Raw genomic sequence first — 26,026 nt, 5'->3', positions numbered from 1 at the left:
TATTACTGTTGGACTGTTTTAATAACTGTTTCAGGTGCTACCTCTCTTAGAGAACCCTTGACATTCCAATTCAAATCAACATCATAAGAGTTACCTACAATGTAGATAGAGGTGTTAGGACTATCGGTCTTGTAACGGAAATCTTCAGGGGCTCCTTGTCCTTGACCTATTCTTTCGAGCCACATCTGGGTCATAAGTTTATGAACCTCATTTTGGATCTCAAGTAATTCATTGTCATCCAATATGCCTATGACTTTCAAGTCAGAAGAGTGCTTCCGGAGAGTCTTGAAGTGCTGCACCACCTCATTCACGATAGTATCCTTCAAATTCTCGTTCAACATCCCTGCCTGTTCATTTGTTGATAGGCCATACCCTTTGTGCCTGATCCAAGTCGCTAGGAACAATGGAAGATAACGCTTGAGCGCCTTGAAAGTATAAGGGGTCACAGAGATAGGTTCCACGTAGCTGTAGAACTTCTCATGAAACTCCACAAATCTTTGATAATGAGAAAGGTCCCTGCTTCTAAATGGATGATGTACGGTCAATACTAGCCCTTCTTTCTCCCGTGCTACCCTACTAGATGCTTGTATATATTCAGCAATGTTCCGTGGCATGGAGCTTATCACCATTGTATTGAATCTTGAAACATCTATACCGACAGATATCATGTTCGTAGCAATGACGAACTCCGGAGGGGAAACAGCATTTTGCAGCTCCCAATTACGCTCAATAGCAGATAGGTTCGATTTGACCTCTTCACCACTTAGTCTACCAGTAAGCTCAGAATGGTTGATATTATCTGTTGGTGAAAGCAAAGGGTCAAAGAAGTTGCTATCTGTGATGTTGCGCCTTATAAGATTCACTTCGTTTGGTAAGTAGTGGTAAAGTTGGGACTCTGTTTTCCCAACTTCCTTTAGGCTATTGAAGTACATGAGCATGGTATGGTAGTAGTCCATTACCCTGCCAAATTCCTCATCGGTTATGCCATTCTCATAAAGGTCGCTCGACGAATATTGCTCATACAAGTACTTGTACCTGTGTGCTAGTACTACAGCGGCTATTCGGAGCTGCATCCAAACTTGTGTCTTACCAACAGGAAGTATGCCTACATATTTTCTTGTTGAAAGGTATTCACCACTACTTGCACGCTTATAGTATGCGAAGAAGGAATCATCACAATGTATCCCAGCTTTAGGGAATATTTGTACCTCTCTATCAAACAAAGCATAGATTTGATCTTTGGTATTACGTGTGGTCGCAGTCGAAGTGATTATCTTTGGCCTAAGGCTCAACCCATCCTTGCTGTATGTACATAGCTCATCAATAGCGGTCTCAAAAAGTCCAACTGCAGATCCCAATGGACCTAACAATAAGTGTAATTCATCCTGAATGATAAGTTCAGGTGGTGTTACCGAGGGTAGCAGGTTATTTCCCCTTCGCCTCTGCCCAAATATCCTTCTGGAGTCACTACCGTGACCGTTCTCCACATTATGAGCTAACTGAGCAAACTTATCAACAGTCCCGAACAACAAGGTGGGTGGGTATTTATAGATTTCCTCGTCATATAACCTCAACGGTAGCGAATTCTCCTCCTCCATCATGTCCATATCCTCAAAGGAACAACCGGAAGTATGACAGAAGAACCTGAGAGGGATGCTCTTTTTGCTATCTGGTTCCAAAACGTTAGAGAGCGCATCCTTATGTAAAGTGGTGAATAGCTCACTACCACACCAAGGACAATCCGTGTGAGGCAGTTTGGTCTTTATCTGCCTTTCTTCTTGATCTATTTGCTGGGCAATCCTTCGCAACTCAGCTTCCATAGATTTTTCACCGCCTGTCCAAGCACCTGGCAAAGAATCATTCCCAACATACAGACCTATCGTGATTCTCTCTTTTCCTAGGGATCGATGATTGGGTATGGAGAAGGATTCCTTTCGGATATGCTCGAGCGCACAGATAAGTAGTGTAGCCCTTTGAAACTGCTGTAGTGTTAGTAGCCTTAATGTATAACGCATCAATATTGCAGTACCTGTTCCATCAACACCTTTAGTCATTCTTCTATATGCGATGAGAAAGGCAATGATACCAAGATAGGCCTCTGTCTTACCACCTCCTGTAGGGAACCACACAAGATCAGCTAGCCCATTGCGCTCGTGCCAACCACTGTCGAAAATATCATCATGGATCACTTCATCTTTGCCTCCGGGTTTAACGAACGCATCTATGTTGAGAAGTACGAACGCTAGCTGAAACGGCCTCCACGCAATGTGAGCTTTCGAGTTTCCTGGTATCGTGTCTTCTAATGCTTTGTAAGCTTCCTCATCCTTACCGGCTGCAACTAAATAATGGGCTAAATTAGACTTCTTAGCTTGTTTTATGTTCAGAGAGTGATGTATCTGTAGGAACATAGCAGTATTCATGAGCCTAAAAGCAGCCATGGCATCCCTATCTCCTTCAAGAAGACCGATGTTCCTTCGCAACCTTCGTTCATCTGAACTCGCCTTGAGAAGCTGCTCATTCAATATCGTTGTTCCTTCTGTAGATAGACCTTCTTTACAAAGTTCACGTTGTTTTTCTTCTATCCAGGTGCTGTAGTCCTTGACGAAGCTTCGTAAACATTCTGTTATAGCAGTGTCTGATAGTTTACTAAGGGTAGACAATGGCTTTATGCGCAGTATATCTGTATTGGTCAACCTAGTTTTAACTGTACCACCTTCAAGTTTGCTAGGTGTATGATCTACCTGTGGTGTTGTGGTGGCCGGCAAGAACTCTGTGCAGATGAACCTTCTCCCATCCTCTGATGTGCCCCATGCAACAGATGTGTTGTACCCTTCACCAAGATCCTCATATTGCCTGTAAAGGAGTTTGTTGAAGTTATCCTCTTGGTCTATTTTGCTGAGGTTAGGTGGATTATATGCTCTTAGGACATTGCTTCCTGCTTCACTTTCTGCTACAGTCAATCTTATACCAAAGAAGCTCTTTATGTTGGCCTTGTTCTTTTTATTTAGTTGCGGTGGTTCATTGAGTTTCAACTTGTAAGGCTGAGAAACGTTCTTTATCACAAGCTTTATGTAGATCTTATCCTTGTCCTCACTATTTCTAAACCGAGGCATAATGTATTGCCAGAAAAGCTCCAGCTTTGGACTCTGCGAGTCATCTGAGCCATAGACAAGCTTCTGCCCGATCTCTCTATTGCTGTTCCCATAAGCAGGGAGTGTCGTATGAATAACTTGTGGAGTTGCTTTCCACATAGCGCTTTTCCGGACGTTGAAGTTCTTCTTAAAGGCTTCTACCATGTCCTTTACTAGATTCACTACCTCGACTCTTGCGATCAACTCCTGATCATAGGCCTTTGCTTTGATATTCCCTTTCTTCCATGCAGGTAAGAATTGTGCTAGAAAGCGCTCACGTATCTTTGATACCCAACCATCAGCATCATTAAGTAGAAGGTATCGGGTCTCATAACCATACCTATTCTTAGGGGCTAAGGTGTGTTCCTGCTTTTCCTGCTCCCAACGTGCATCACTCAGGTATTCATGCTGGAACCTCTCAAAAAGGTCGTAGTCTAACCGATATGCATCCTCTCTGGAAATCTCAGACCTTGTGGATACAATGAAAAGGTTCTCCTCTTTTTCGACTGTTTTAAGGTATTCTGTGAAGTATTTGTTTATGACCTCCTTGACTACCGCTTGGTGTGACCTTACCCAGTAACCGACTTCCTTCAGTGCCTCCCCTTTGACCGGCCTATAGGTCCTGAACTCAACTTTCAATTCAAGGTCTTCCTGTAGTTGGCAATTCTTGTCAATTGCAAAAGAGAGTCCGAACGAAGTAGGGTAATTCTGATTTAAGGAAGAGAGACTTTCTTCCTTATTATCATGGAAGTCATCATCTCCAGCACCATTCTCATCATCACCGGATGCAGTATTGTTCTGTTGCCCTTGACCATTGTCAGGTTTTGCTTCTACCGTTGAAGGGAAAAGTATACCTGTACTATAATAGTAAGCAGGTACCTCATCCATCACTTCGAGCAAATTATCTATTGGGAACAGTTCCTTAAGGTTCTTTCCAGCATAATGGCTTTCCCATTCGCTTAGTAGGATATAGCGATTAGCATTGGCACCAGGCCCTAGTATCTGTTCCCTGATAGTTCTCTCCAGGCTATTTCTTTTATCTTCGTATTTAGAAGGCATTTGACTTCTCAGTTATTTGGTTCGAATAGGTGATACTCTTTACTTTTTCAAACTGTACAGTTTTCGTAAGTTCATGTGTCAGGTCATGCAATAGGATTTCTGCAACATCTCTACTATCGATCCCTCTCTCTTTGAAGTAAGGTTCCTTGTCTAAGATGGCGGTTATCTCATTGACAGCATCAATGTTCTGTGTCAAGCCCCAATATCTGTTCTTGGCGATCATGTTAAGAACGCTCGCCTTGGTCCTTCTCCAACTGGCATCATCCATTCTTTGCTCACTTTTGACCGCTATCCAGGCTTGATTCCTATCCTTGTCTTCAATGCCTAGCATTCTACAGACCGCATTCCAATGTTGTCTTCTTAGAGGTAACCTTATCTCTGAATCAGGATTTAGCCAGTTCTTCTCAAAATATTGTATCTGAATGAATTCCCCTTCAATTAGCCTTTTAAGCCTATTATATACCCCTCCTACACTTTCCTCTTGATCCTTCAATCTCTGCTTCCAGCTATCTACTGTGCGAGGGAATTTGGTCCAGCTTCTGAATAATTCATCAGCCTCTCCAAGTGAAAGAAGTACATCCTTATATGTGGCAAACTCATCTCCCGGTCTTAGATATTCTGCTTGTGTGTTTATGAAATCGCCACGGAATTTGACGAGGATGGGATTTGATGGCTTTAAGACTTCTTGAACATCTGTGTCTAACAGGACAAAAAAAGTACTATCCACATCTTCATCATGAGTGGCATTTACATTCTTGTGAGCTATCCTGAATTCATCCTGGACCTCTTCTTCGTAAGCTTCATCGTGATCTGTTGCCATAGGTTGTACCGGCATTGTTTCTTCTACATTCGATGTAGGACGATAGTATCTAGATTCTTCTCGGGCCTCCCATAGAAGGAGTTTGATTTCATCACGGTAGAAATTGTTCAGAAACAGGTTCTGCTCATCCGTCAGGAGTGACCTTCTGAACATCGAGTTCGTTTCATTCCCTTGTAGGACATCATTTGTCATTTTAAGCATCTGTACCTTTAAGAAAAGGAGGTTCACAGCAAAATGAAAATCCGGTATGGGTATGACCAAGGATAGCCCCTCTCTCTTGGGTAGATTGGACAGAACGCTTAGACTTGTATCCAAAACCCATACAGGTCCAGTGATTTCATCATATAATAAATCTGAATGATCAATATAACTGATTCTTAAATGCTCAAGGCTTTGTCCTAGAAATTCTTTGATATCTTTGTTGACAGAACTGTAGTTCTTACCTCTAGGTAGAAGTACGGACAATGAGTCTATCTTCTTATCAATGGTTTCTTGAACCAATTTTTTGATCCAATCCTTTTTGTACATGACCTTGATGATATCTCGTACCTGCCGTTGTAAAGTAAGTGGGACCGCAGGGAATGTGCTCTCATAGCAACTCTCCCAGTACTCTACTGGCTTGCCTGTATGTATGAGCGATAACCATTTCATTGGGAACGGACATCTATAACTATCGCCTTTTATGGTGCTCCAAGATTCCTTCAGATCATCAAGCATAGCAACTGTTTCCGACGAATCGGTTGTAGCCACGATATCTAGTATCGTGCCTATGTCACTATGGTCAAAGAATTGATCAGTTCCAGAGAGCTCACCAGGCAAGAACAATAGACCAGTAGCGAACTCGTCCACTAAGTTGGGGTTGAACCTCTTTCGCAGTTTGACATCCATGAAATGCAGAGGTCCCAGTATCCGCTCATAACGTGATTCATCAAAATTGTTGTAAGGCCAGTCAAGCTGAATGACTGTTAACGGATGAGTTTGCTTCAAGTCTTTAATCAAGGCCTTGAAATCGCTTCCGTGGTTCACCACATCATAAAAGAAACCATCAGTGCTATCACAGCAACAAATAAAATCACACAACGAGGTCGGCTGCTTCTTTCCAGTAAGTATCAAAGGCTTTTGTGCCTTTAGATCAAGTACAACTAGGTCTGTGATACCAAGTGCTCTTGCAAGCTTGATGATTGAACCGAAGAAGTGACCTACTGTAAGACAGTTATTCTTTGATGCGCTAAGTACATCGTTTCTCTTAAAGAGAGGGATGAATTGGTCCATATCAACAAATATCTCATCCTGCCCAAATACAAGTAAATCATCCTGGGACTTGGCATATTGAAGAAATGTGTCATTCCCTAAGAAAGGGTCAAATAGCATGATATCTTCGTGCCGCTTCCAGGCTTGTTCCCTAGTCTCTGTTAACTGCCAGTAAATACTTTCCATCACTGTGAATAGTATTATGTAATCGCGGATGATGACTTCAGCATTCCCATGATAATAAGGGATTATAAAGGATGAACACTTGTCTTGCCGCCCCTTCACATACATGAAGTGTTGCATGATGTCTTTAGCAAGACCTATAAGAATCTGCTCAGCTTCATTACAATCTTTGAAGAATGAGGAATGAATGACCCCATGTATAGTCTGAACGATAAGGTCATCATCTTTAAGGATGCTCTTATTGTTCTCTTGCAAGAACCCTTTATATATATGAATTAAGCTCCTGTTTCCCATATATAAGCGTTTAATCCCATCATAGCTCTAGTTGCTCCCACATAGGTTTGAACCAAATTATGAGCGTCTATTTTATCTCTAATTACTAATATGACGTTAGGCTTCTCAAGTCCTTTAAATTTCAAAGGTGTAGTATAGCGAAGTTTCGCTGGAGCTATGCCGATGTTCTCTTCTGTTAGTTCCTCTGTGAGAGTTGAATAGAATTGTTTGACCATAGCCTTGAACTCATCTATGGCTCCTGATTCTATCAACAATATTGTGTCAGAGAATGAAAGACTGGTATCCTCTAAGCTTCTTGCTTTTTCATAGGTCTCACGGACTATCTTACCTAATTGAGGAGAGCGTACCTTGAAAGTAGGCACCAAGGCTTTATCAATAAGCTGCGGAATCCTGTGAGTCTCACATTCTCTCAATTCTTTGCAGAAGGAGGTGATGTTCTTCGATTGGCTAGAGCGGTAAACGGTACTAAACTCATAGTGCACAAAGCCATAGTTGTCACACACATAGTTGGGGAAAAAGTCAAGGTCAGTGAAGCTCGCCATGAACGCTTGTTGATCATCGTAGAGTAGCAAGAACCTGGGCCCTCCTAATTTCTCTCCCATCTTACATATTAGATCATCAAGTCCTTTGTCCATAAATTCTTGTGCCTCATCCACTACAACAAAGTCAACTGTCTTGTCTTCTAGTATCCTGTCAACGTAATCATCAATCGCATCATAAGGGAACGTCCTGATCGCCAGGCTATTCGGGTCGATCCTGTTCAAAGTTAACAGATCATGGGTCATGTATGCAGATAGTAACTTTGTGGCACACAGATAAACTCCTCTTTGATCCTTTAGAATCTGATCAGCAATGAACTTTCGTGCAAGAACAGTCTTACCAGATCCTGGAGGTCCCTGAATCATTATCTTCTTGTTCTTCCTTAAGCCATCAAAAATCTCAACATTCTCATCTTGTATAATTCTATTGAGACTTTCAGGATTGAACCCATAGCTGGTAGAGTTAGGGAACAGGGCCCTCTTCACTTGTTCGATCTTTTTGACACTAAGCTCAGGATATCTCTGAAATGCGAGACTGTTCAGTTGCTGTGAAGACTTGTTTGATGTAATGGCTTCAACCATTTTTGCACGAGCTGTTCTTGCTAACTTCACTAAGAACCGATGTAAAGACTCAGCTTGTTCTCTATCATTCTTATTCAAGGTATCCAGTCTAGAAAAGAACTGGTGTGCGTAGCCTTCATAGCTTGGCCCGACAGGTTTGAACTTCGTGTCATGAGGAAAAATGACAGCTCTGTAAAAGAAGACATCCCTATCATTCAGAAGGGTGTTCAAAGAGTACATGTTCTCCTTCGCTTGGATGAACGGGTCTTGGCAAGGAGTAAGGTTGCCTTGATATTCATAGGCAAAGTTCCCATCATTCAAATTGATGTTACCTCCTTTTATCTCTATCACAAGGACACCATACTTGCTGATGACAAGGTAATCGATCTGCCCTTCGGACTTATTTCTTGAATCGGGGTGTGCTGAAAGGGTGTAGTTCCACTTTACATACCAAGTATCCTCAACTAACTGTAGTCTTTCTATTTCTAACAGTTGTTCATAGAACCATATTTCTCCATATAGTGGCTCACCATCATGCGTGATAGTATTCCTTAAATGTGCATGAGCTAACCCATCTAGAAACTTAATAGGCATAATGTAAGAGATTAAGTTTGTTTATGCTGTGTTATATCGCGGAGTTTTGCTGCACTTTTACCTACGAGCAGACTTACTATTTATTCTAAGCTCTATAAATATACAAAGCCTGCATGACATAAAACAAGGAATACATATAAAAAGATTAATATTTTTTTTACAAAACAGGGCTGCCAGGATGATTATGAGAAAATAAATACGTTTACTTTAAGAGTAGTGAGTTAATAGGGCATTATCTGTAATCAAGATGACTCAACTTTACGTTAGAATTCCATCATTGAGAGAATTATTCAGAAAAGCCAGTATTGGTATCAGATATGAAAGTTGTTGAATTCATATGAAGAAATATTCAAGAGATGCTCGGTCGCCTGTTCCGAAGAATGAGAATACATCAAAGGTCATGAGAGCAAACAGCTCTAAGAACACTAAGCCAGAAATGAAATTAAGGAGTGAATTGTTTCATCTAGGTTTGCGAGGCTACCGCGTAAATCACAAAGAACTTCCTGGAAGACCAGATGTCGTATTCACTAAGAAGAAGGTCGCCATTTTCGTCAACGGTTGCTATTGGCATAGGTGTCCAATATGCAACCTGCCTTTGCCAAAGCATAACACAGATTTTTGGAGTAATAAATTTGAACGGAATGTTAAGCGTGATCAGATAAAAAAGAATGAGCTTGAACACCTGGGTTATAAAGTAGTGCTGGTTTGGGAATGTGAGATTAAAAGCAAATTAGATCAAGTGATTGAGGAGATAAGGAAAACAATAAGTAGCTAAATAACAGCTACTATTTAGCAATGAAAGTTCCAGCTGGAAACAGTATTTATAACGACTTTTAACTATAGGTCGAGAAACGTTAGAAGGAAGCGTAACAATACTATGAATTGGAAGATACTTTACGCCTATAAGCCGAAATGAACATCTTACGAATTCATTTAATATGTCACTCTCTAATTATTATCCATTAAAATCAATCAATTATTATTCGCAATACTAACTATTTTGTTGATGGCATATAATGAATATAGTTGTCCTTTCGGCACAATAGGCTTCTCAAATATCTTTTGGGTTGACTGTACAAATAACTCATCATGAGTATCGAAGTCCTCTATGATTCTAGCAAGTTCCTCGATGAGTAAAGTTGGCTCGAGATAGCAACCAGTAGAGAATTTCTTCTCATACATTTCTTGAAGTAAGTCCTTACTAGCAATCTTCTCACTAAATCCATTATTAATAGTTGCTATGAACTTTTCCCCATCTGAAAACTCACTTCTTATAATCGGTTCTAGCTGTGTGTAGAAATTCTCGTCATAAGTAAAACTGCCAAATCCCTCCCCTGTTCCATAAAATACAGTTGATCTCCAGGTACCAAATTCTTCTGCTTTACCAGTTATATCATAATTAGATAAGGCAACTGTCATATTGCCTTTCTTAAAGGGGTGTCTTCTAAACCTTGAGCCTGCTTTTCTTTTCGGTGGAGTTCCGAATTCTTTTACATCAAAGGTGTTGAGATTATTTATTCCTTTCAAGTTAGATACCGTTGCGATATGCGGCTTCTCGATATTTGAAAGTCCATATGCCCTTCTTACTTCTTTAGCAAGAGCGCTACTTACTGAAGGGCAAACAGCATTTCCCACAAGTTTTCGTTTTATACCTTCAGAGCCTACAAATTGATAGGTCAAAGGGAAGCCCATCAGTACTGCAGATTCTCTTACAGTAGGAACTCTGTATTCACCATCTCCCTCTCTCTTTATCTCAGTCTTAAAAATCAAAGCCTCACGAGATGACCCTATACTGGTCGCGGTCACAGTTCTACTCGGCTTGTTTGGGCTTTCTGGAAAGGACATCCTGCCCATAAATGGATGATTCAACTTTAAGTACTTCGAACTTCTCCACTCGCATGAATGTATCCCTGTATCATAGAAATGATCAGAGAGTGCGGTCTTCTCTACTGATAGGTCGTATGAGGGGTCCTTTATTAATTCCTGAGATTCTTTTTCAAAAGGGGAGGGGAAGTTATTCAGAAAGTCACCAAGAGTCCTGAAATTAGGCAACGATTGTAATTCTATGCCATTTCTATTTACTGTTTTGCTAGAAGGACATCTGTGAGTAGGTGTAGGTACTAGGAACTTGCCATATCTTATTACTTCACCAGTAATCAGTCTGTTTCTCGATTGCAAGGAGCCATAATCAGCAGAATTGATTATGGAGCTATTGCCTTCCAATGTGATAGCAGTCATTTTTGGGTCAATTCCATTTTTTTCGGCCCATTCAGATAATCTTAAATCTTCAAAAGAGTAAGAAGTTGGAAGGTATCTCTTTGAGTTCTTTACATTCTCCATAAACCAAGCCTTCAATATGGATTCTGGTTTGTGTTTTTTTATGGCCACAACTCTTAGAAAACACTCAGTCAACTTTATACCGAGTGTTTTGTCAGCCTTGCCAGATTTATTAGATGTTGAAAAACTTACACATGGAGGACTGCCTAATAAAATATCACTATCAGGTAGTTGTTCAATTTCCTCAATAGAATGGTCAAAATCAAGTATATTCTTAGGCTGAAACCCTTTCCTAAAGTTATGGTTGAAGGTATCAATGGCTGGTTGCCAACTATCGATGCCAAGAATAATATCGAACCCTTGTTGTCTAAAGCCTTCGGAGAATCCTCCTGCGCCACAAAAGAAATCAACTACTGTAAGTTTACTATGACTCATACAATGAGTAAAAAATTAACTGAAAATCGCTAGAAAATAATCTGCTTTTATAGAATTTCGATAAAAGCTTGATAACAAAGTTGAGAACTATATTACACAAGATGAGAATCAGAGCGTCTGTAATAATAAACTATACAAATATAGGAGTTAAATATTTAGTTGTAATGTTTTCAGCACTATTGATAGATATGGCATGCAGGGGGAGCGGTAATTACTTTTTATACTATAAACTTCTTAATGCCAAAAGGAGAATGTGTGCAAATTGTGTGCAAACAAAAAAGCACTTACTCCGAATAAACGATGTAAGTGCTTGATTATCAACGTGGGCCCAGCTGGAATCGAACCAGCCACCTACTGATTATGAGTCAGTTGCTCTAACCGAATGAGCTATAGGCCCGTCCCTGAAAGTCGGCGCTAAAAAGTGCTTTCTTTGATTTGGGAGTGCAATTCTACATATTTGTATCGAGATTTTCAAATGCAACGCAAAAATTTTTCCGTGGATTTACAAAATATTAAGAACATCATCTTCGACCTGGGCGGCGTCATCATCAATATAGATTATCATAAAAGCATACAGGAATTGCTAACGTACAGTAAGACAGGCAGTGCCATGGAATTTACCCAAAAAGCACAATCTGAGCTGTTCGACCTTTACGAAACAGGCAACAGCACCTGCGAGCAGTTCCGCGATAGCCTGCGCCTTGAATATAATCTGGAGGCCACTGACGAGGAAATAGATGCCGCCTGGAACGCTATGCTGCTCGACATCCCAAAAGAGCGTATAGACCTGCTGCAGGAGCTGGGCAAAAAGTACAGACTCTTCCTACTGAGCAACACCAATGCTATCCACCTGAAAAAGTTTAACGAGATAGTAGCGCACAGTTTTACCATCCCAAGCCTGGATTCATTATTTGAACAAACCTATTACTCGCATTTGGTAGGCAAGCGTAAGCCGGATGCTGCTATTTTTGAACAGATACTGGCTGAGAATGATCTGGATAAAGCAGAGACGTTGTTTATAGACGACAGCATTCAGCATATTAAAAGTGCCGACAGCCTGGGCATAAACACGTTGCACCTCCAGCCACCGTTAACTATAAATTCATTTTTTGAAGATGTTGTTAACTAAGCAGCAGCGGCAGTATGGCCTGCACCTCCTGCTGTTTATAGTTACCTTTATTACCACAACTATAGCCGGGGCCGAGTGGATGACAGGCAAACTATTTTTCCTGGGCCCCGAAGAATTTACCTGGACCGGAACTATAACCTGGGCTGAGTTTCTGGCTGGCTTGTACTTTTCTGTCCCCTTTCTGGGTGTGCTGACGGTACATGAATTCGGGCATTATTTTACCGCCAGGCATTACAAAACCCGTGTTACGCTGCCCTACTACATTCCATTGTGGTTTGGCATTACAGCTGCTATTGGTACCATGGGCGCTTTTATTCGCATCAAAAGCCGCATTTACTCGCGTCAGCAGTTTTATGATATTGGTATTGCCGGCCCGTTAGCAGGTTTTATAGTTGCCCTCCCATTGCTATGGTACGGCTTTACCCACCTGCCTGAGCCGGAACATATTTTCACTATTCACCCGGAGTATCAGCAATATGGACTGGATTATGCGGCGCATGTATACAGGCAAGGCATGGGTAATTTCTCGTTAGGTAACAACCTGCTGTTTACGTTCTTTGAGCACTATGTAGCGACAGACCCGTCGCTGGTACCCAATGCTTATGAGATCATCCATTACCCGATTTTATTTGCAGGCTACCTGGCGTTGTTTTTCACGGCACTAAACCTGTTGCCCATTGGGCAGCTGGATGGCGGGCACATCCTGTACGGTTTGTTAGGCTACAAGCGTTTTAACAGGCTCTCTCCTATCTTCTTTGCCTTCTTTGTACTCTATGCCGGCTTGGGTGTGATATCGCCTTACAACGAGCCGTTATGGAGCGATGAGCTGACGGTGGTGTTTGTTCCTTTTACGTACTGGGCCTTCCGGAAACTGATGGACAATCGCCGCTACAGTACAGGCGCCGCTTTATTTATGCTGATGTTCCAGTATAGTTTAGCTACTACCTTACCCGACTTTGCCGGCTATATCTGGGTTTGGCCAACCTATGCGCTTTACCTGATATTTGTGCTGCAACCAGCTGTGCCTAAGTTGAAATTCGCGCTTTATGCGGCTATAGTTATAATTGTAGTGCAGGTACTGATCTCCTTCTTTTTTCCGGAAGCTGATGGATATAGCGGCTGGCTGGTATATAGTTTGTTGCTTTCTAGGGTTATGGGACTTTTTCATCCGTCCTGCCCTAACGAGCGGCCGCTTACTCCTTTCCGTAAGGTGCTGGGAATTCTGGCGTTCGTAATTTTCCTGCTTTGCTTCAGCCCTACACCTTTTGTGATCGAATAGGTCTATAGTTTAGCTGAAAACAAAAGCCCGGAGCAACTATAGTTAAGCTGCTCCGGGCTTTTGTATTTCAGGTTAATAGTTTAACCCTTATAGTTTTGGAATCCGCCTAACAGGTTCCTGACATTGGTAAAGCCCTGCTGTTGCATAAAAGCCTTTGCAGAAGCCGAACGTGCCCCTGATTTGCAATGTACAATTACTTCCTGCTCTTTCAGATCTTCCAGGTCCTCCAGGCGCTGAGGTAGCGTGCCAAGTGGTATGTTCTGAGCACCTGCAATATTTCCTTCCTGGTGTTCCCAGTCTTCGCGCACATCTATAATAACCGGTGTTTCTCCTTTGCTTAAGCGTTCTTTCAGCTCTTCTGCCGTGATGTCTGATGTGATCATAGTGTTAGTATAAGTTTTTTAGTGACAATCTTTTTACCCGTATCTATCCGGAAAGTGTATATACCTGCCGGTAGATGGCGCAAATCTACAGTATTTCCAGAAGAATTTCGCTGCTGGCTATGCACCTTCCTCCCTGTGATATCGAATACGGAAAGCGTTTTATAGTTGCCATCCAGCTGCATTGTTCCGCTGCTTGGATTCGGGTATAGTTCTATAGTTGCTGCTACGGGGATTTCGTCCTCAATGCCTAACGCCAGGCCGTTCATTAGAGGCCGCATCATCACGGCACCTTCCAGGAACGTATCCGGGTGCCAGTTGCTCTGGCTGTTCCATAAAAACCGGCTGTTAGGTATGTTGGTATTCCTGTCGAAACCGAAAACGATGAACTGGTTGGCTGGCTGGCTCCATCCCAGGTAAAAAACATCCTTTACCGAAACCGGCTCACTGAACTCTACATCATAAAATTCATTGTTGCCTTCTGTGTATTTTATCTCGAAGTTCTGTTGGTGGAGTACGCGCCCCGGCAAGCCATTGGCGTCTTCCCAGATGCGGGCCGATAAAACCTTGCCTTCCATGCTTGCACCTACCCTCGGAAAATAGATTCTGAAACCGCGTACCTGGTCTGGTCTTGCCAGCTCAAAACGCTGCGCAACCTGCGTGGTATTTCCTTCGGCAGGATATCCAAAACCGGCTTCCGCGCTGCCATCATCAAAAGCGAAGTAGTCGGCAAAAGTGGTAATCCGGAAAGTAGTATCATTGGCTGCCTGCAACGGGTTTTGCTCCCGCGTGTTCAGCCTGAAACCATGCACTAAACTAAAACTCTCTGATGGAAGCGCAATGTTTTCTATAGTTGGTTTACCCGCGATTTTGTATTGCCGCGCATTAGCCGGAATAAGTCCCTGCTCCACGAGGAAAGTATCTGCATTTGCAGCATTTGCTCTTTTAATAAAACCGCGCCAGCTGATAGCACCCGGCACATTGCCCAGGTTGTTCATCGTTGCCGAAACTGAATCTGCTAGCGCCGCAGCCGGGTTCTCAAGGAATTGGTGAACAGGCATGGCAGTATAATTCTTCAGTAAGGGAGTTACGGGTTTACTGATGGCAATATCGCGGGTGGTGTTTACTCCTTTGCGTCGATTTTTGTCCAGTTCCACATAATCGAGGTTCCAGATATCCTGCAATCCGCTTCGCCGGCCAATATTCCGGAACCGGAACTGAAAATCGTTATGAAAATACTTTGCATCCTTTAGCCCAACAAAAACCTGCCTGAAATCTGTTGCCTCACCCGTAGCATTCTGCCGCCAGGCCAGCTGCCAGTTACCGGCGTTATCTTTAAACTCCAGTACCAGGTAAAAAGCGTTCTCTACTGTTTTTAATGGCACGGTGCCCAGACCGCCTGATTGCCAGTAAAAGCTCAGGTAAACAGAATCGAAAGGAGAAAACGCACCTAAGCGCACAGGTTGGGAGGTAAGTGTATCAGATGGCCCAGGACTGGTGGCATTTGCCAGGTAGGGTTGCCCGGCAGCATTCAGGCCATCGAATGTGGCTACATTTTTAGTTAAAGGCTCAAATGCAAACCGGTTGTTTATAAACACGCCCCTGTTTATCCAGCGCGCCGGGTCGGGATTAGTGTTAACTGTTGCAAAATCATCAAAGAAAGGTAAGCTGACCGCCGCTATAGTTGCCGATGTTCTATAGTTAGTACCTGCCTGACTACGCTGTTCTGAGGTTAACGGCACAAGTACCGCCTGCGCCAAAGCTGCCAGACTATAGCTCCAAAGTATAACTGCAAACAGTAACGTTTTTTTCATAGAGTCAGGGTAACAGGTAGTATGGTAAGAAGATAGGAATTTATAGTTTAAAAGCCATCGACTGTACGCAATAATAACGATTTGGTGTGCCTTACTGGTATAAAACAGCAACGCCTGCCATTACTGGCAGGCGTTGCTTATGTTAATGTGTTATTCTATTGTCTCTACAGGCTCTGTTCCGGCCACCCAAAGGTCAACCAGCTCGCCAACGCGTATCTTGGCGCCTACTTCGGCAAACGGACGCTGCTTAAGCACTGTGCCATCCGGTTCGCCACTACCCTGCACATACAATATGTTACCGATCTGCAGTCCCTGGCCTACCAATAACACCGAAGCTTCATCTACTGGCATGCCTATTACTTCCGGTACTTCAAACTCCGTATTACCCAAGCCATCGCCCACATGCAGGTCAACTACAGAACCTTTGGCAATATTTTCGCCCGGAGCTACTTGTTTACCATTTACGAACTGCTTTAGTACCGCATTTTTCTGCAGATCCGGCACAGGCGTAATTTTACCAATTTTCAGGTCGTAGCTTTTCAGGATAAGCTCCGCATTTTTTACAGACCCGTCTATCAGCTTTGGCATCTTGATCATCGGCGGGTTTTTCATGTTCACCGAGATGTAGATCTTGCGGCCTTCCTTTACCTGGGCTCCCGGCGCCGGGTCTTGGGTTAATATCTCGAAAGGTTTATGGTCTGAGTTGTAGCTGGAGTCGTTTATAAAGAAACGCAGGTTCTTCTCTTCCAGGAAAGCTTCCGCATCCGGCAACAGCATACCTGTTATTTTAGGCACCGGCACACTCTCGCCATGGTTGGTTGTAGATGGCAGGTAAAAGTAAAAGAAGCCGATAACCAGCACTCCTACTATAGCTCCCATAATAGCCAGGTGCTTCACTACATCGGCAAATGAATTCGCTTTTAACATTTTTTTGATTGTTGAATTGCTGTATTGTTAAATTGTTATTCGACTAAAGTATAAGACGCAAAATATTGCATCTCTACAACTCTAAACTATAAACCAACTTTCTAACTTATACTTTTCTAACTTTCTAACTATAAGAACTCTTTAACTCCTAAACTCTTTAACTCCTTAAACCGTGGCTTTCATCTTCGTTCGTTCCACACCGTAGGTCAGTATGCGGTCGATGAAATCGTATGGCTTGTACCCGTTGATAGCAGTCTGGTGGAAGATACAGGTTGCCGGCGTCATACCTGGCAGCGAGTTTACTTCAATGATGATCGTTTCCACCTCATCGTTTTCCAGTACACGTACAAAGGCATCGATACGGGCATAGCCTTCAATGTTCAGAATCTGCGCTACCCGCTTCAGGTCTTCTTTTACCTGGTCAGATATCTTCTGACGGCGCTCCGGGTCTGCAGCATAACGCGCAGGCGTAATGTTCTGTCCTTCACCTGCCAGGAACTTCTCTTCCAAAGATAGTACTTCTCCTTCCGCCAGCGCTTCCGATGCTTCAAACACCTCGTAGTTCACACTACCATCCGGTGCATGGGTGGTCAGCAAACCACCGGTAATTTCCAGGAAGTGTTTGGCCCCATTTCTGGAGATCAGTGTTTCTACTAAAAAGCCCTGTTTGTTCGGGAATTCTTCTTTAAAACCAAGCGACAAGGTGCGGACGCAGTCCGTATCAAGCTCTTCCATTTCACGGAAGATCAGGGTCGTAAACGCTTCCAGTTCGGCACGGTTCTTAATTTTCTTTACGGCAGAGCTGCAACCATCGTCAGCTGGCTTCGCAATGAACGGATAAGGGAAAGCAGCTTCTATAGCCTGGAAGAACGCTTCTTTGTCGCGTAACCAGTCTTCCTTCATCGCCATCGTATGCTTGGCTACCGGAACGCCATGCCTGGCAAGTATTTCGTTTGTCTCGTACTTGTTAATCGTGATCTGCGACGAGCGGATACCCGAGCCGTTGTACGGAATGTATAGTTTCTCCAGTTCCGCCTGCAGCGCACCATCTTCACCCGGACGACCATGCAGCGCAATAAATACCGCATCTACCAGATTCTTCAACTGACTATAGCTGATGCGTTGTGGCTCCTGTAACGAGCTGCCGGTATATTTTCGGGTGATACTTTCTGCTTCTTCAGCGATCTGGGCCAGCACCGGGTGCGGTTTGCCGCCATTCTCGAAGTATAACACCTTCTCTTTAATGTCGTCAGCATTATCCTTCAGCATAATATTGATCGGGATGGTATACAAACGATGGGCTTCGTTGCTGCCTGTCAGGAAAACCGGAACCGGCTCATACTTTACAGACGAAGAAAGCTTTTCGTAAATGTTACGGCCGCTTTCCACCGAAATATGGCGCTCCGACGAGTAACCACCCATGATCACACCCACCCTGATCTTATCGTGGCGGTGCGCCTGTTCTTCTCTAATGCTCTTATCCAGCTCAGCCAGCAGCTTAGTAAACTTCACAGTGTCCTTCCCAGACTTCAGCCTCTCAGACACTGAGGTACGGATAATGTAGGTCAGAAACTGCGATGGATTTAGGCCAATTTCAGCTGCCTGGTGGAAAAAGAACGACGACGGCAACATACCTGATGTGGTGTTTGGGTCGTTCAGGAAAATCTCGTTATTATCGGTAATAAAGCCATCCAGGCGGGCATACACGTTAAACCCGAAGGCTGTGAATAGTCGGCTGGTTGCTTGTCTTATGCTTTGGATCTGCTCGGTTGGCAGGTTGATCGGCGTTATTTTGCGGCTCAGGCCCGGTAGGTATTTCGACCTATAGTCAAAGACTTCGTTACCCTTTACAATTTCAGTTGGCGGCAAGGCAATTGGCTGCCCCTGCTCATCCTGCACAACTATGCAAGAGAACTCTTTGCCACGAATAAAAGCTTCTACCAACACCTGCTGCTCATGCTCAATATTCGTCAGCGTAATGCTGTCGGTAGCAGAAGCAGAGAACGTTTTGTTGATATAGTTGAACAGCTCTTCCGGATGGTAAACTATAGTTCCATCCTCCAGCTGTACCGGCATCCCGATACCTTCACGGATATCTACCAGTTGCTTGATGCTCATGAGCTGCTTATCCTCGCCCATCACCAGCCACTGAGACTTATAGATGGTTTTGGTAAAGAAGCTCCGCTCTACACCCAACTCAAAAGCTGAGAAGTCATTATCCTTAATAATAGAAACGCCAATAGACGAACCCTGGTGCGGTGCTTTTAAAACCAGCGGCAGGCCAAGATCAGCTACCAGTTTCTCAAAAATCTGCGGACGGTTCTGCTTGTCAGACCAATCCGCATAGTTGATGATGCGGTAATCCGGTGTCGGGAAGCCGTGCTGTTTCAGCATCTCCTTCTGCGCCACCTTGTCGATACCGATTGCAGATGGAAGAATACCTGAACCGGAATATGGAATATGATACCACTCCAGCAAACCCTGAATGCTACCGTCTTCGCCATAAGGGCCGTGCAGCGCCAGGAAGGCAAAATCAAAATGGTTTCTGAATTCGTTTGGCTGTAAACGCTTGCCGGCTTTGGCTATAATTTCGTCCTGCTCCTCAATGTTCAGCTCACCCAACGACTCCAGGTACACCTGCAGGCTATGTTCGCTCTCTGGAAGCGAATCCACCGGAGGATAAAAATCGCGGATCGTACCTTTGTAAATGTACTGCCAGTCCAGCAAAATAAAGTTGCCAAGGCTATCCACAAATACCGGAACAGCTTCAAAAAGGGCTTTGTCTAAGTTATCGTAAACCGTACGGCCACCTGCAAACGAGATCTCACGCTCACGCGACGGCCCACCGAAAATTATTCCTACTCTCATTCCTGCAAAGGTAATAAATTGGAAGCGTTTATTAATAGTGTTAAAAGGTAAGGGTTTTATTTAGAATTGATAACTGGAAATATAGGTTCAAAAGTATAGTTTGCTTTGTCATTTCGACGAAAGTAGAAATCTATCTCGGCTTATAGTTAGATACACTACAATCCGAACGAAGCTTTCCTTTCATAGCTACTCTTTAATCCTGGCAGCTCAATTCACCTATAGTTCTATAGTTAGCTTTGGTGCCCTCACGGCCGGGAGGCCCCGTCTTCGGGCATCGCGCGGTGTACATTTCTTTTGTTCGTGCCTCACAATACCTGCGGTACCAGAAATCTACAAAGCGCTCAACCCAAAGACTGAGAAGCTTCGCATAGCAACCAGCACCTATAGTTTGAAAAGATAAGCTTCGAGATTGATCGGGATGATAATTCCAAAGGGACAGGTAAACCTGCCCTGCTCATGGACTGTAACTATAGTACTATAGTTTGCGAATTGGTACAGCAGAAAAGTCCCCCTTTGAAGGGGGCAGGGGGATGACAAACGGAAGATATAGAACTATAGTCTTACCTACAACTATAGCCAAAATTCCCCTCTCGGGAGGGGCAGGGGTGGGTTAAAACCACAACGATAAAACGATAAACTCAAACTATAGTAAAAGCAGAAAAGCTCCCCACCTTAAACAAGGAGATGTTGGGGGTGGTTGGACCAACGCTAACTATAACACTAAAACCACAACTATAGCAGTTGCTGCAAAGCTCCTTCCCCTGTTTTTAGGGGAAGGCTGGGAAGGGGTAATCACGGTTCAGGCAAACTATACTGTTTTTACTATATTTGTTCATCTTTATAACTTTCAGCAACAAAAAAAGCTGAAACACGAACAACGTAAACAAGAAATAAAACTATAACCTTACCTCATGAAAACTATTGACGAGTATAACTTTGCCGGCAAAAAAGCGCTGGTGCGGGTTGATTTTAATGTGCCTCTCGATGCAGAATACCGCATCACTGACGATACCCGCATTCGTGCGGCCGTGCCAACCATACAGAAAATATTAGCCGATGGCGGCGCTGTTATCCTGATGTCGCATTTGGGCAGACCGAAAGCCGGGCCGGAAGAGAAATACTCGCTGAAGCATTTGGTAAGCCGTCTCTCGCAGGAGTTTAATACGAATGTGCTCTTTGCGGAAGATTGCGTTGGACCACAGGCGGCACAATTGGCACAGGAACTAAAACCAGGCGAAATATTATTGCTGGAAAACCTGCGTTTCCATAAGGCCGAAGAAAAAGGCGATGCAGATTTTGCAAAAGAACTGGCGACACTGGGCGATGTGTACGTGAACGACGCTTTTGGAACAGCACACCGTGAGCACGCTTCAACGGCGGTTATTGCACGTTACTTCCCGAAAGATAAAGTGATGGGCTACGTAATGAACGCTGAGCTGGAAAATGCCCGTCGTGTGCTGGGCAATGCCGAGCGACCTTACACAGCTATTATGGGTGGCGCTAAGATCTCGGACAAGATCCTGATCATCGAAAAGCTGATGGACCGCGTAGACAACCTGCTGATCGGTGGTGGCATGAGCTATACATTTGTGAAAGCTGATGGCGGCGAGATCGGTTCTTCGTTGGTAGAAGAAGATAAAATTGAGCTGGCGAAGCGTCTGATTGGCATGGCCCGTGAAAAAGGTGTGAACCTGATGATCCCCGTTGACTCTGTAGTAGCCGACGCCTTCAGTAATGATGCGAACATTGATAACAGCCTGAGCCACCATATTAAACCGCTCTGGATGGGCCTCGACATAGGACCAACTGCCCGCGAAATGTACGCCGACGTTATCCGCAACTCCAAAACCATCCTCTGGAACGGCCCGATGGGTGTGTTTGAAATGTCGAACTTCTCGGTAGGTACTGAAGCCATTGCTGATGCTGTTGTAGATGCTACACGCATGGGTGCTTACTCGCTGATTGGCGGTGGCGACTCCGCTGCAGCTGTTAATAAGTTTGGCTATGCCGATAAGGTATCGTATGTATCGACGGGTGGCGGTGCACTGCTGGAATATATGGAAGGCAAAACCCTGCCAGGCGTAGCGGCCATCGAGCGCGACGATTACTAAACTGTAGTTTACTATAGTTACAAAACGCCCTGCTGCTGAAAAGTGGCAGGGCGTTTATAGTTTTGGTGGTTTTTCCGATTCTGATACTTATATTGTATTACATATATGTAAGAGAGGTCTGTAATTACATCTGGGTATTACTTTTATACTTATATAGCAACTTAACTTTACTAAGCATATAGAGCAGATAAGCGTATGTTTTCGTTTATACAATAGTTACCTGCAAGCTAAAATATAAATAAAGTAAAAATTTGACTGATAGATGAATTTAAAACAACAATTAAAGGAAAAGAACTATTTTCTTAAGAAAGCATATGAGGCGGCTTATGAATATGCACCCTCTAGCCCTTTATCTGTTAGTCTTGACCCTTTTGAATTTGGAAAATCAATCGGTTATGATGAAGCACAAACAGAAAGGATAATGCTTGAACTTGTTGAAGATGGTTATGTTCAATCATCTTTAGGGTTGGGAATGCTAATAGTGACTAAGTTTGGTTTGAAGTATCTACGGGATATTGAGGACGAGCCACTTACTGCAACAATGGAAGCAGATGCTAACCAACGACTTGATAAAATCAATGCAAATAACTCGCAAACCCCTTTTATGAAACAATTTGAGAAGCTCGACCTAATATTGAGAGAATTATATAAATACAAAAATGATGGCAAATATTATTCAATTGAACATATATGCTATTCGTTAAATATACCTCTAGATTCATCACTTGAAATTAATAAAATAGCTCACCGACTAAAGGATGACGGTTTTATTAACGCAATGTTCAGACTTAATGACTGCATGGCTGAGTTAACAAGTTATGGAATTGAATATTGTGAGGAAGACTCTTATTCCTACTCTGGTCATTCGATTATAACAAACAACTATAGCATTTCTATAGTCAATAGCCCTAATGCTAATATTGTAAATCAATCAAACAATGTTACAATAACGCAAAATATAGGTGAAGTCACCCAAGCCATTGAAAAGATTAGAGAGACAATTGCAACAGACTATACGATTGAAAAAGAAAGAGCGGCAGAAATATTAGAATGCCTAAATGAAATTCAGGAAAGTGTAAAAGAAAATAAAAGACCAAAATTTGCAATCAAATCTCTATTTGACATGACTTCTGGTATTTCATCAATTGCTAGTTGGTTAACTGTATTAGGACAATTTGGAGGAGTAATTCCTATTCCGTCGTAAAAAATCCAGCAGGTAACATTGTGCATAAGCCATGCAACGGCCGACGGCCTTGCACCCCTCATGCACGAGAACGTTAGTAAAAAAATTCCAACGAATACATGCACCCACAAGTAACCAACTATATCATCAATTCCAGAAACCAACAGGAGATTTTGCAAACGATACGCCAGCTGATACATGAAACCGTAGCGCAGGTAACCGAAGAATTTAAGTGGGGCAGGCCGGTTTTCAGAACTAACAAAGACTTTGCTTACCTTAAAACAGCCAAAAACTATGTTACCTTAGGTTTCTTTAACTTTGAAAAGCTAAGTGACCCGGATAACCGGCTCGAAGGTACTGGCAAAGGCATGCGCCACATCAAGATTAAAACTATAAACGAACTAGACCGCAACCTGCTGACAGCATGGTTTAAGGCTGCAACTATAAACTAACATGACAAACAAGAAACTCCACATCCACACCGCGCTGCAAATTCTGAAACCGGCGCACGAAGTGTTCCAGGCTATAGTTGATCCGGCTAAAATGTCGAACTACTTTATTTCAGAAGGCTCCGGCCCGATGGAAGAAGGCAAAACCATAACATGGAAGTTTCCTGAGTTCGAGGGTCGTTTCCCGGTACGTGTCGGTAAAGTAGAGCTGGATAAGTACATTTCCTACAATTGGGATGGCACCGATGGAACCGAGCTATTGGTAGAGATCAACCTGACACCGAAAGGCGATACTGCTACAGTTGTAACCATCACCGAAAAAGAAATGGACAACAACGAAGCAGGTTTGGCCTGGATGATGGGAAACACTGCCGGCTGGGCCAACTTCTTAGCATGCCTGAAAGCCTATCTGGAGTATGGCGTTAACCTACGGAAAGGCGCTTTCGATTTTATGAAACCTGAAGCACAGCAGTAAGCTGGACGTATAGTTAACCAGACAGTTGTTGCAATACAGGTATTTATAGTTACCCAGGAGATGCTCTCACACAAGCACGTGATATTTATGGAAGTGGCCCGGCTGCTCAGCTTCACCAAAGCCAGCCAAACGCTTTTTATCAGCCAGTCTGCGTTAAGTAAGCAGGTAAAGGCGCTGGAAGAATACTATAAAACCGGCCTGTTTGAGCGCTTAGGTAACACCATCATACTTACCCCTGCCGGCAAATTGCTCTACGAAAAACTACTGAAAGCCAGGCAACTGCAACATGAGCTTCACGATGAGTTTAAAAAGCTTAACGAGAACTTTTCACCGCAGGTAACAATGTTGCTGGGGGCCAGCACTACCATTTCGCTGTATATTCTGCCGCCTGTACTATCGGCTTATCTGCAACAAAACCCAACTATAAACCTGACGCTCCGCAACCGCAACAGCGAAAACATATTAAAAGCATTGCTTGATCATGAACTGGACCTGGGCATTGTGGAAGGCATCAGCAAAGTAAGCAATGTTACCTACACTCCTTTCCTGACGGATGACGTGATTGCCGTTTGTTCTGCCCGCAACCCACTTAAAAAGCAGCAGCTTGAGGTAAAAGACCTTTATGATATTCCGCTGGCTTTGCGCGAGCATGGCTCCGGAACGCTTGCTGTGCTGGAAGATGCCCTGAAGCAAAAGGAATTTGACCTGGGAAAGCTGCCAATACGCATCAGGTTGGGCGGTACCGAGGCCCTGAAGAATTTTGTGCGTGTAGATACCTGCCTCGCTTTTTTGCCACGCCAGGCCGTACGCAAAGAGCTACAGACCGGAGAACTGGTAGAAGTTGAGATAAAAGATCTGAAGGTAAAACGAAGCTTCAACTTTATACAGCGTAAAGGCACCGAAAGCAATTTTCCTTACAAAGGTTTTATACAGTTTACCAAGCGATACTATTCCAAACAGGAATAGCCTATTCCCCTTTGCTATTTTGTTTCGTCATATCCTGTCTCCTATTTGCCGTAGATAGTTACAGATATGGATACAATAATTGAACAACGCATAAGCTACCTTAGTACCCTCACCTGTTCCCGGTGTGGTACCTCTTACCCAGCTTTTCAAAAGCAAACGGTTTCGCCGTGCTGCCACATGCCACTGCTGGCACACTATTTAAAAGATGCTCACTTCCCGAAATCTGAACTGAAAAAGCGCGAAGGCACCATGTGGCGCTACAAAGAAATGCTGCCGGTACTTCATCCCGAAAACATTGTTAGCCTGGGCGAAGGATTTACACCTATAGTTGCACTTAAAAATTTAGCGGCAAAATACGAGCTCAACACCCTGCTTCTGAAAGACGAAGGCCAAAACCCTACCGGATCTTTTAAAGCACGCGGATTAAGTATGGCCATATCGAAGGCAAAGGAACATGGAGTGGAGGGCTGTATTATACCTACAGCCGGTAATGCCGGTGTAGCCATGGCCGCCTATTGCGCCAAAGCAGGAATGCGTGCCGTTGTTGTGATGCCCCGCCACACACCCAAAGCTTTTAAAGAAGAATGCTACTGGTACGGTGCCGAAGTGGTGCTTATAGACGGGCTGATCAATGACTGTGCTGCAAAAGTGAAAGAGCTGAACCAGCATGGCGACCTGTTGGATGTATCGACGCTGAAAGAGCCATACCGCCTGGAAGGTAAGAAAACCATGGGGTATGAGATTGCAGAGCAACTGAACTGGACACTTCCCGATGTAATACTTTACCCTGCCGGTGGCGGAACAGGTTTAATCGGCATCTGGAAAGCCTTTAAGGAAATGCAGCAGCTTGGGTGGCTGGAACCAACTATAAAGTTACCCCGCATGGTAGCCGTGCAGGCCGCCAACTGCCAGCCACTGATCGAGACTTTAGCAGGCCGGCAACCTAATGCGCAGAACTATGTGGGCAAACCAACTATAGCCAACGGCCTGGCTGTTCCCCGCCCACTGGGCGAAGCCCTTATGTTACAGACATTACAGGAGTCAGGCGGTACGGCCATTAGCATTACCGAAACCGAAATGGTAACCGGCCTGAAGGAGTTAGGCGCATCGGAAGGCTTGTTTGTGGCTCCAGAGGGAGCCGCTGTTTGGATGGCAGCACGCAAGTTAGTGGAGACTGATATAATCTCTCGTAAAGAAAAGATACTGCTGTTAAATACAGGCTCCGGCCAAAAGTATATGGAGAACCTTTCTGATGTTTTTCAATAAGGGATAAAGTGAAACGCCCTGCATAGTTTGTTGTA

At 43.7% G+C, this 26,026-nt stretch carries 17 protein-coding genes and 1 tRNA gene; 9 read left to right on the top strand and 9 right to left on the bottom strand.

Going from position 1 to position 26,026, the window contains the following annotated elements:
- Positions 1 to 2: 2 nt before the first annotated feature.
- Genes KYK27_RS12400 through KYK27_RS12390 form a run of 3 tightly spaced genes read right to left on the bottom strand, consistent with a single transcriptional unit; the run spans position 3 to position 8,432 of the window.
- Positions 3 to 4,190, bottom strand: coding sequence for a helicase-related protein (locus KYK27_RS12400; protein ID WP_199110367.1), 4,188 nt, complete (start codon positions 4,188 to 4,190; stop codon positions 3 to 5).
- Positions 4,180 to 6,738, bottom strand: coding sequence for a hypothetical protein (locus tag KYK27_RS12395; RefSeq protein WP_199110366.1), 2,559 nt, complete (start codon positions 6,736 to 6,738; stop codon positions 4,180 to 4,182). The genes KYK27_RS12400 and KYK27_RS12395 overlap by 11 nt, the downstream gene beginning before the upstream one ends.
- Positions 6,720 to 8,432 carry an NERD domain-containing protein gene (locus KYK27_RS12390; RefSeq protein WP_199110365.1) on the bottom strand — a complete coding sequence of 571 codons (1,713 nt, stop codon included), beginning with the start codon at positions 8,430 to 8,432 and terminating at the stop codon, positions 6,720 to 6,722. Before KYK27_RS12390 ends, KYK27_RS12395 begins: the two co-directional genes overlap by 19 nt.
- 337 nt (positions 8,433 to 8,769) lie before the next feature.
- On the opposite strand from KYK27_RS12390, the gene KYK27_RS18585 reads away from it, so the two are divergent.
- Entirely contained in the window at positions 8,770 to 9,207 is a 438-nt protein-coding gene (locus KYK27_RS18585; RefSeq protein WP_199110364.1) for a very short patch repair endonuclease, read from the top strand.
- A gap of 197 nt (positions 9,208 to 9,404) precedes the next feature.
- Here the strand turns inward: KYK27_RS18585 and KYK27_RS12380 are convergent, their stop codons facing one another.
- Together KYK27_RS12380 and KYK27_RS12375 are read right to left on the bottom strand one after the other, a co-directional pair.
- The gene (locus tag KYK27_RS12380) at positions 9,405 to 11,144 is read right to left on the bottom strand and encodes a DNA cytosine methyltransferase (RefSeq protein ID WP_199110363.1); all 1,740 of its coding nucleotides are present in this window, start codon (positions 11,142 to 11,144) and stop codon (positions 9,405 to 9,407) included.
- 323 nt (positions 11,145 to 11,467) lie between these two features.
- Positions 11,468 to 11,541, bottom strand: a tRNA-Ile gene (locus KYK27_RS12375).
- A 99-nt stretch (positions 11,542 to 11,640) separates the two neighbouring features.
- Between KYK27_RS12375 and KYK27_RS12370 the strand changes: the two genes are divergently transcribed.
- Positions 11,641 to 12,273: an HAD family hydrolase gene (locus KYK27_RS12370; protein ID WP_199110362.1), complete on the top strand. Its 633-nt coding sequence runs from the start codon at positions 11,641 to 11,643 to the stop codon at positions 12,271 to 12,273.
- Entirely contained in the window at positions 12,260 to 13,552 is a 1,293-nt protein-coding gene (locus KYK27_RS12365; RefSeq protein ID WP_199110361.1) for a site-2 protease family protein, read from the top strand. The genes KYK27_RS12370 and KYK27_RS12365 overlap by 14 nt, the downstream gene beginning before the upstream one ends.
- Positions 13,553 to 13,632: 80 nt before the next feature.
- On the opposite strand, the gene KYK27_RS12360 is transcribed toward KYK27_RS12365, so the two are convergent.
- From KYK27_RS12360 to KYK27_RS12345, 4 genes are all read right to left on the bottom strand, one after another.
- Complete coding sequence (locus KYK27_RS12360; RefSeq protein WP_199110360.1) at positions 13,633 to 13,935, bottom strand: rhodanese-like domain-containing protein; 303 nt, start codon at positions 13,933 to 13,935, stop codon at positions 13,633 to 13,635.
- Positions 13,932 to 15,746, bottom strand: coding sequence for a T9SS type A sorting domain-containing protein (locus tag KYK27_RS12355; RefSeq protein ID WP_199110359.1), 1,815 nt, complete (start codon positions 15,744 to 15,746; stop codon positions 13,932 to 13,934). Before KYK27_RS12355 ends, KYK27_RS12360 begins: the two co-directional genes overlap by 4 nt.
- 150 nt (positions 15,747 to 15,896) lie before the next feature.
- Positions 15,897 to 16,673 carry a PASTA domain-containing protein gene (locus KYK27_RS12350; protein WP_199110358.1) on the bottom strand — a complete coding sequence of 259 codons (777 nt, stop codon included), beginning with the start codon at positions 16,671 to 16,673 and terminating at the stop codon, positions 15,897 to 15,899.
- A gap of 165 nt (positions 16,674 to 16,838) precedes the next feature.
- Entirely contained in the window at positions 16,839 to 19,541 is a 2,703-nt protein-coding gene (locus KYK27_RS12345; protein ID WP_199110357.1) for a D-alanine--D-alanine ligase, read from the bottom strand.
- A gap of 911 nt (positions 19,542 to 20,452) precedes the next feature.
- Here KYK27_RS12345 and KYK27_RS12340 point away from each other — a divergent pair.
- The 6 genes from KYK27_RS12340 (at position 20,453) to KYK27_RS12315 (ending at position 25,991) form a co-directional block, all read left to right on the top strand.
- Positions 20,453 to 21,652: a phosphoglycerate kinase gene (locus KYK27_RS12340; RefSeq protein WP_199110356.1), complete on the top strand. Its 1,200-nt coding sequence runs from the start codon at positions 20,453 to 20,455 to the stop codon at positions 21,650 to 21,652.
- A gap of 262 nt (positions 21,653 to 21,914) precedes the next feature.
- Positions 21,915 to 22,856 carry a hypothetical protein gene (locus tag KYK27_RS12335; protein ID WP_199110355.1) on the top strand — a complete coding sequence of 314 codons (942 nt, stop codon included), beginning with the start codon at positions 21,915 to 21,917 and terminating at the stop codon, positions 22,854 to 22,856.
- 98 nt (positions 22,857 to 22,954) lie between these two features.
- Positions 22,955 to 23,287, top strand: a complete 333-nt coding sequence (locus KYK27_RS12330; protein ID WP_199110354.1) for a DUF1801 domain-containing protein — start codon at positions 22,955 to 22,957, stop codon at positions 23,285 to 23,287.
- 1 nt (position 23,288) lies between these two features.
- On the top strand, positions 23,289 to 23,759 hold the full coding sequence (locus KYK27_RS12325; protein ID WP_199110353.1) for an SRPBCC domain-containing protein: 471 nt from the start codon (positions 23,289 to 23,291) through the stop codon (positions 23,757 to 23,759).
- A 60-nt stretch (positions 23,760 to 23,819) separates the two neighbouring features.
- Positions 23,820 to 24,725, top strand: coding sequence for a LysR family transcriptional regulator (locus KYK27_RS12320; protein ID WP_199110352.1), 906 nt, complete (start codon positions 23,820 to 23,822; stop codon positions 24,723 to 24,725).
- A 66-nt stretch (positions 24,726 to 24,791) separates the two neighbouring features.
- Entirely contained in the window at positions 24,792 to 25,991 is a 1,200-nt protein-coding gene (locus tag KYK27_RS12315; RefSeq protein ID WP_199110351.1) for a threonine synthase, read from the top strand.
- Positions 25,992 to 26,026: the final 35 nt, after the last annotated feature.

Origin of the sequence: Pontibacter populi, from assembly GCF_019336435.1 — a bacterium.
Taxonomy (GTDB): Bacteria; Bacteroidota; Bacteroidia; order Cytophagales; family Hymenobacteraceae; genus Pontibacter; species Pontibacter humidus.
The sequence above is the reverse complement of the archived record's forward strand: the minus strand, read 5'-3'. Positions and strand labels throughout refer to the sequence as shown.

Coding starts and splice junctions, on each gene's coding strand:
- KYK27_RS12400 (WP_199110367.1), bottom strand. CDS start 4,190: ATGCCTTCTAAATACGAAGATAAAAGAAATAGCCTGGAGAGAACTATC.
- KYK27_RS12395 (WP_199110366.1), bottom strand. CDS start 6,738: ATGGGAAACAGGAGCTTAATTCATATATATAAAGGGTTCTTGCAAGAG.
- KYK27_RS12390 (WP_199110365.1), bottom strand. CDS start 8,432: ATGCCTATTAAGTTTCTAGATGGGTTAGCTCATGCACATTTAAGGAAT.
- KYK27_RS18585 (WP_199110364.1), top strand. CDS start 8,770: ATGAAGAAATATTCAAGAGATGCTCGGTCGCCTGTTCCGAAGAATGAG.
- KYK27_RS12380 (WP_199110363.1), bottom strand. CDS start 11,144: ATGAGTCATAGTAAACTTACAGTAGTTGATTTCTTTTGTGGCGCAGGA.
- KYK27_RS12365 (WP_199110361.1), top strand. CDS start 12,260: ATGTTGTTAACTAAGCAGCAGCGGCAGTATGGCCTGCACCTCCTGCTG.
- KYK27_RS12360 (WP_199110360.1), bottom strand. CDS start 13,935: ATGATCACATCAGACATCACGGCAGAAGAGCTGAAAGAACGCTTAAGC.
- KYK27_RS12355 (WP_199110359.1), bottom strand. CDS start 15,746: ATGAAAAAAACGTTACTGTTTGCAGTTATACTTTGGAGCTATAGTCTG.
- KYK27_RS12350 (WP_199110358.1), bottom strand. CDS start 16,673: ATGTTAAAAGCGAATTCATTTGCCGATGTAGTGAAGCACCTGGCTATT.
- KYK27_RS12345 (WP_199110357.1), bottom strand. CDS start 19,541: ATGAGAGTAGGAATAATTTTCGGTGGGCCGTCGCGTGAGCGTGAGATC.
- KYK27_RS12340 (WP_199110356.1), top strand. CDS start 20,453: ATGAAAACTATTGACGAGTATAACTTTGCCGGCAAAAAAGCGCTGGTG.
- KYK27_RS12335 (WP_199110355.1), top strand. CDS start 21,915: ATGAATTTAAAACAACAATTAAAGGAAAAGAACTATTTTCTTAAGAAA.
- KYK27_RS12330 (WP_199110354.1), top strand. CDS start 22,955: ATGCACCCACAAGTAACCAACTATATCATCAATTCCAGAAACCAACAG.
- KYK27_RS12325 (WP_199110353.1), top strand. CDS start 23,289: ATGACAAACAAGAAACTCCACATCCACACCGCGCTGCAAATTCTGAAA.
- KYK27_RS12320 (WP_199110352.1), top strand. CDS start 23,820: ATGCTCTCACACAAGCACGTGATATTTATGGAAGTGGCCCGGCTGCTC.
- KYK27_RS12315 (WP_199110351.1), top strand. CDS start 24,792: ATGGATACAATAATTGAACAACGCATAAGCTACCTTAGTACCCTCACC.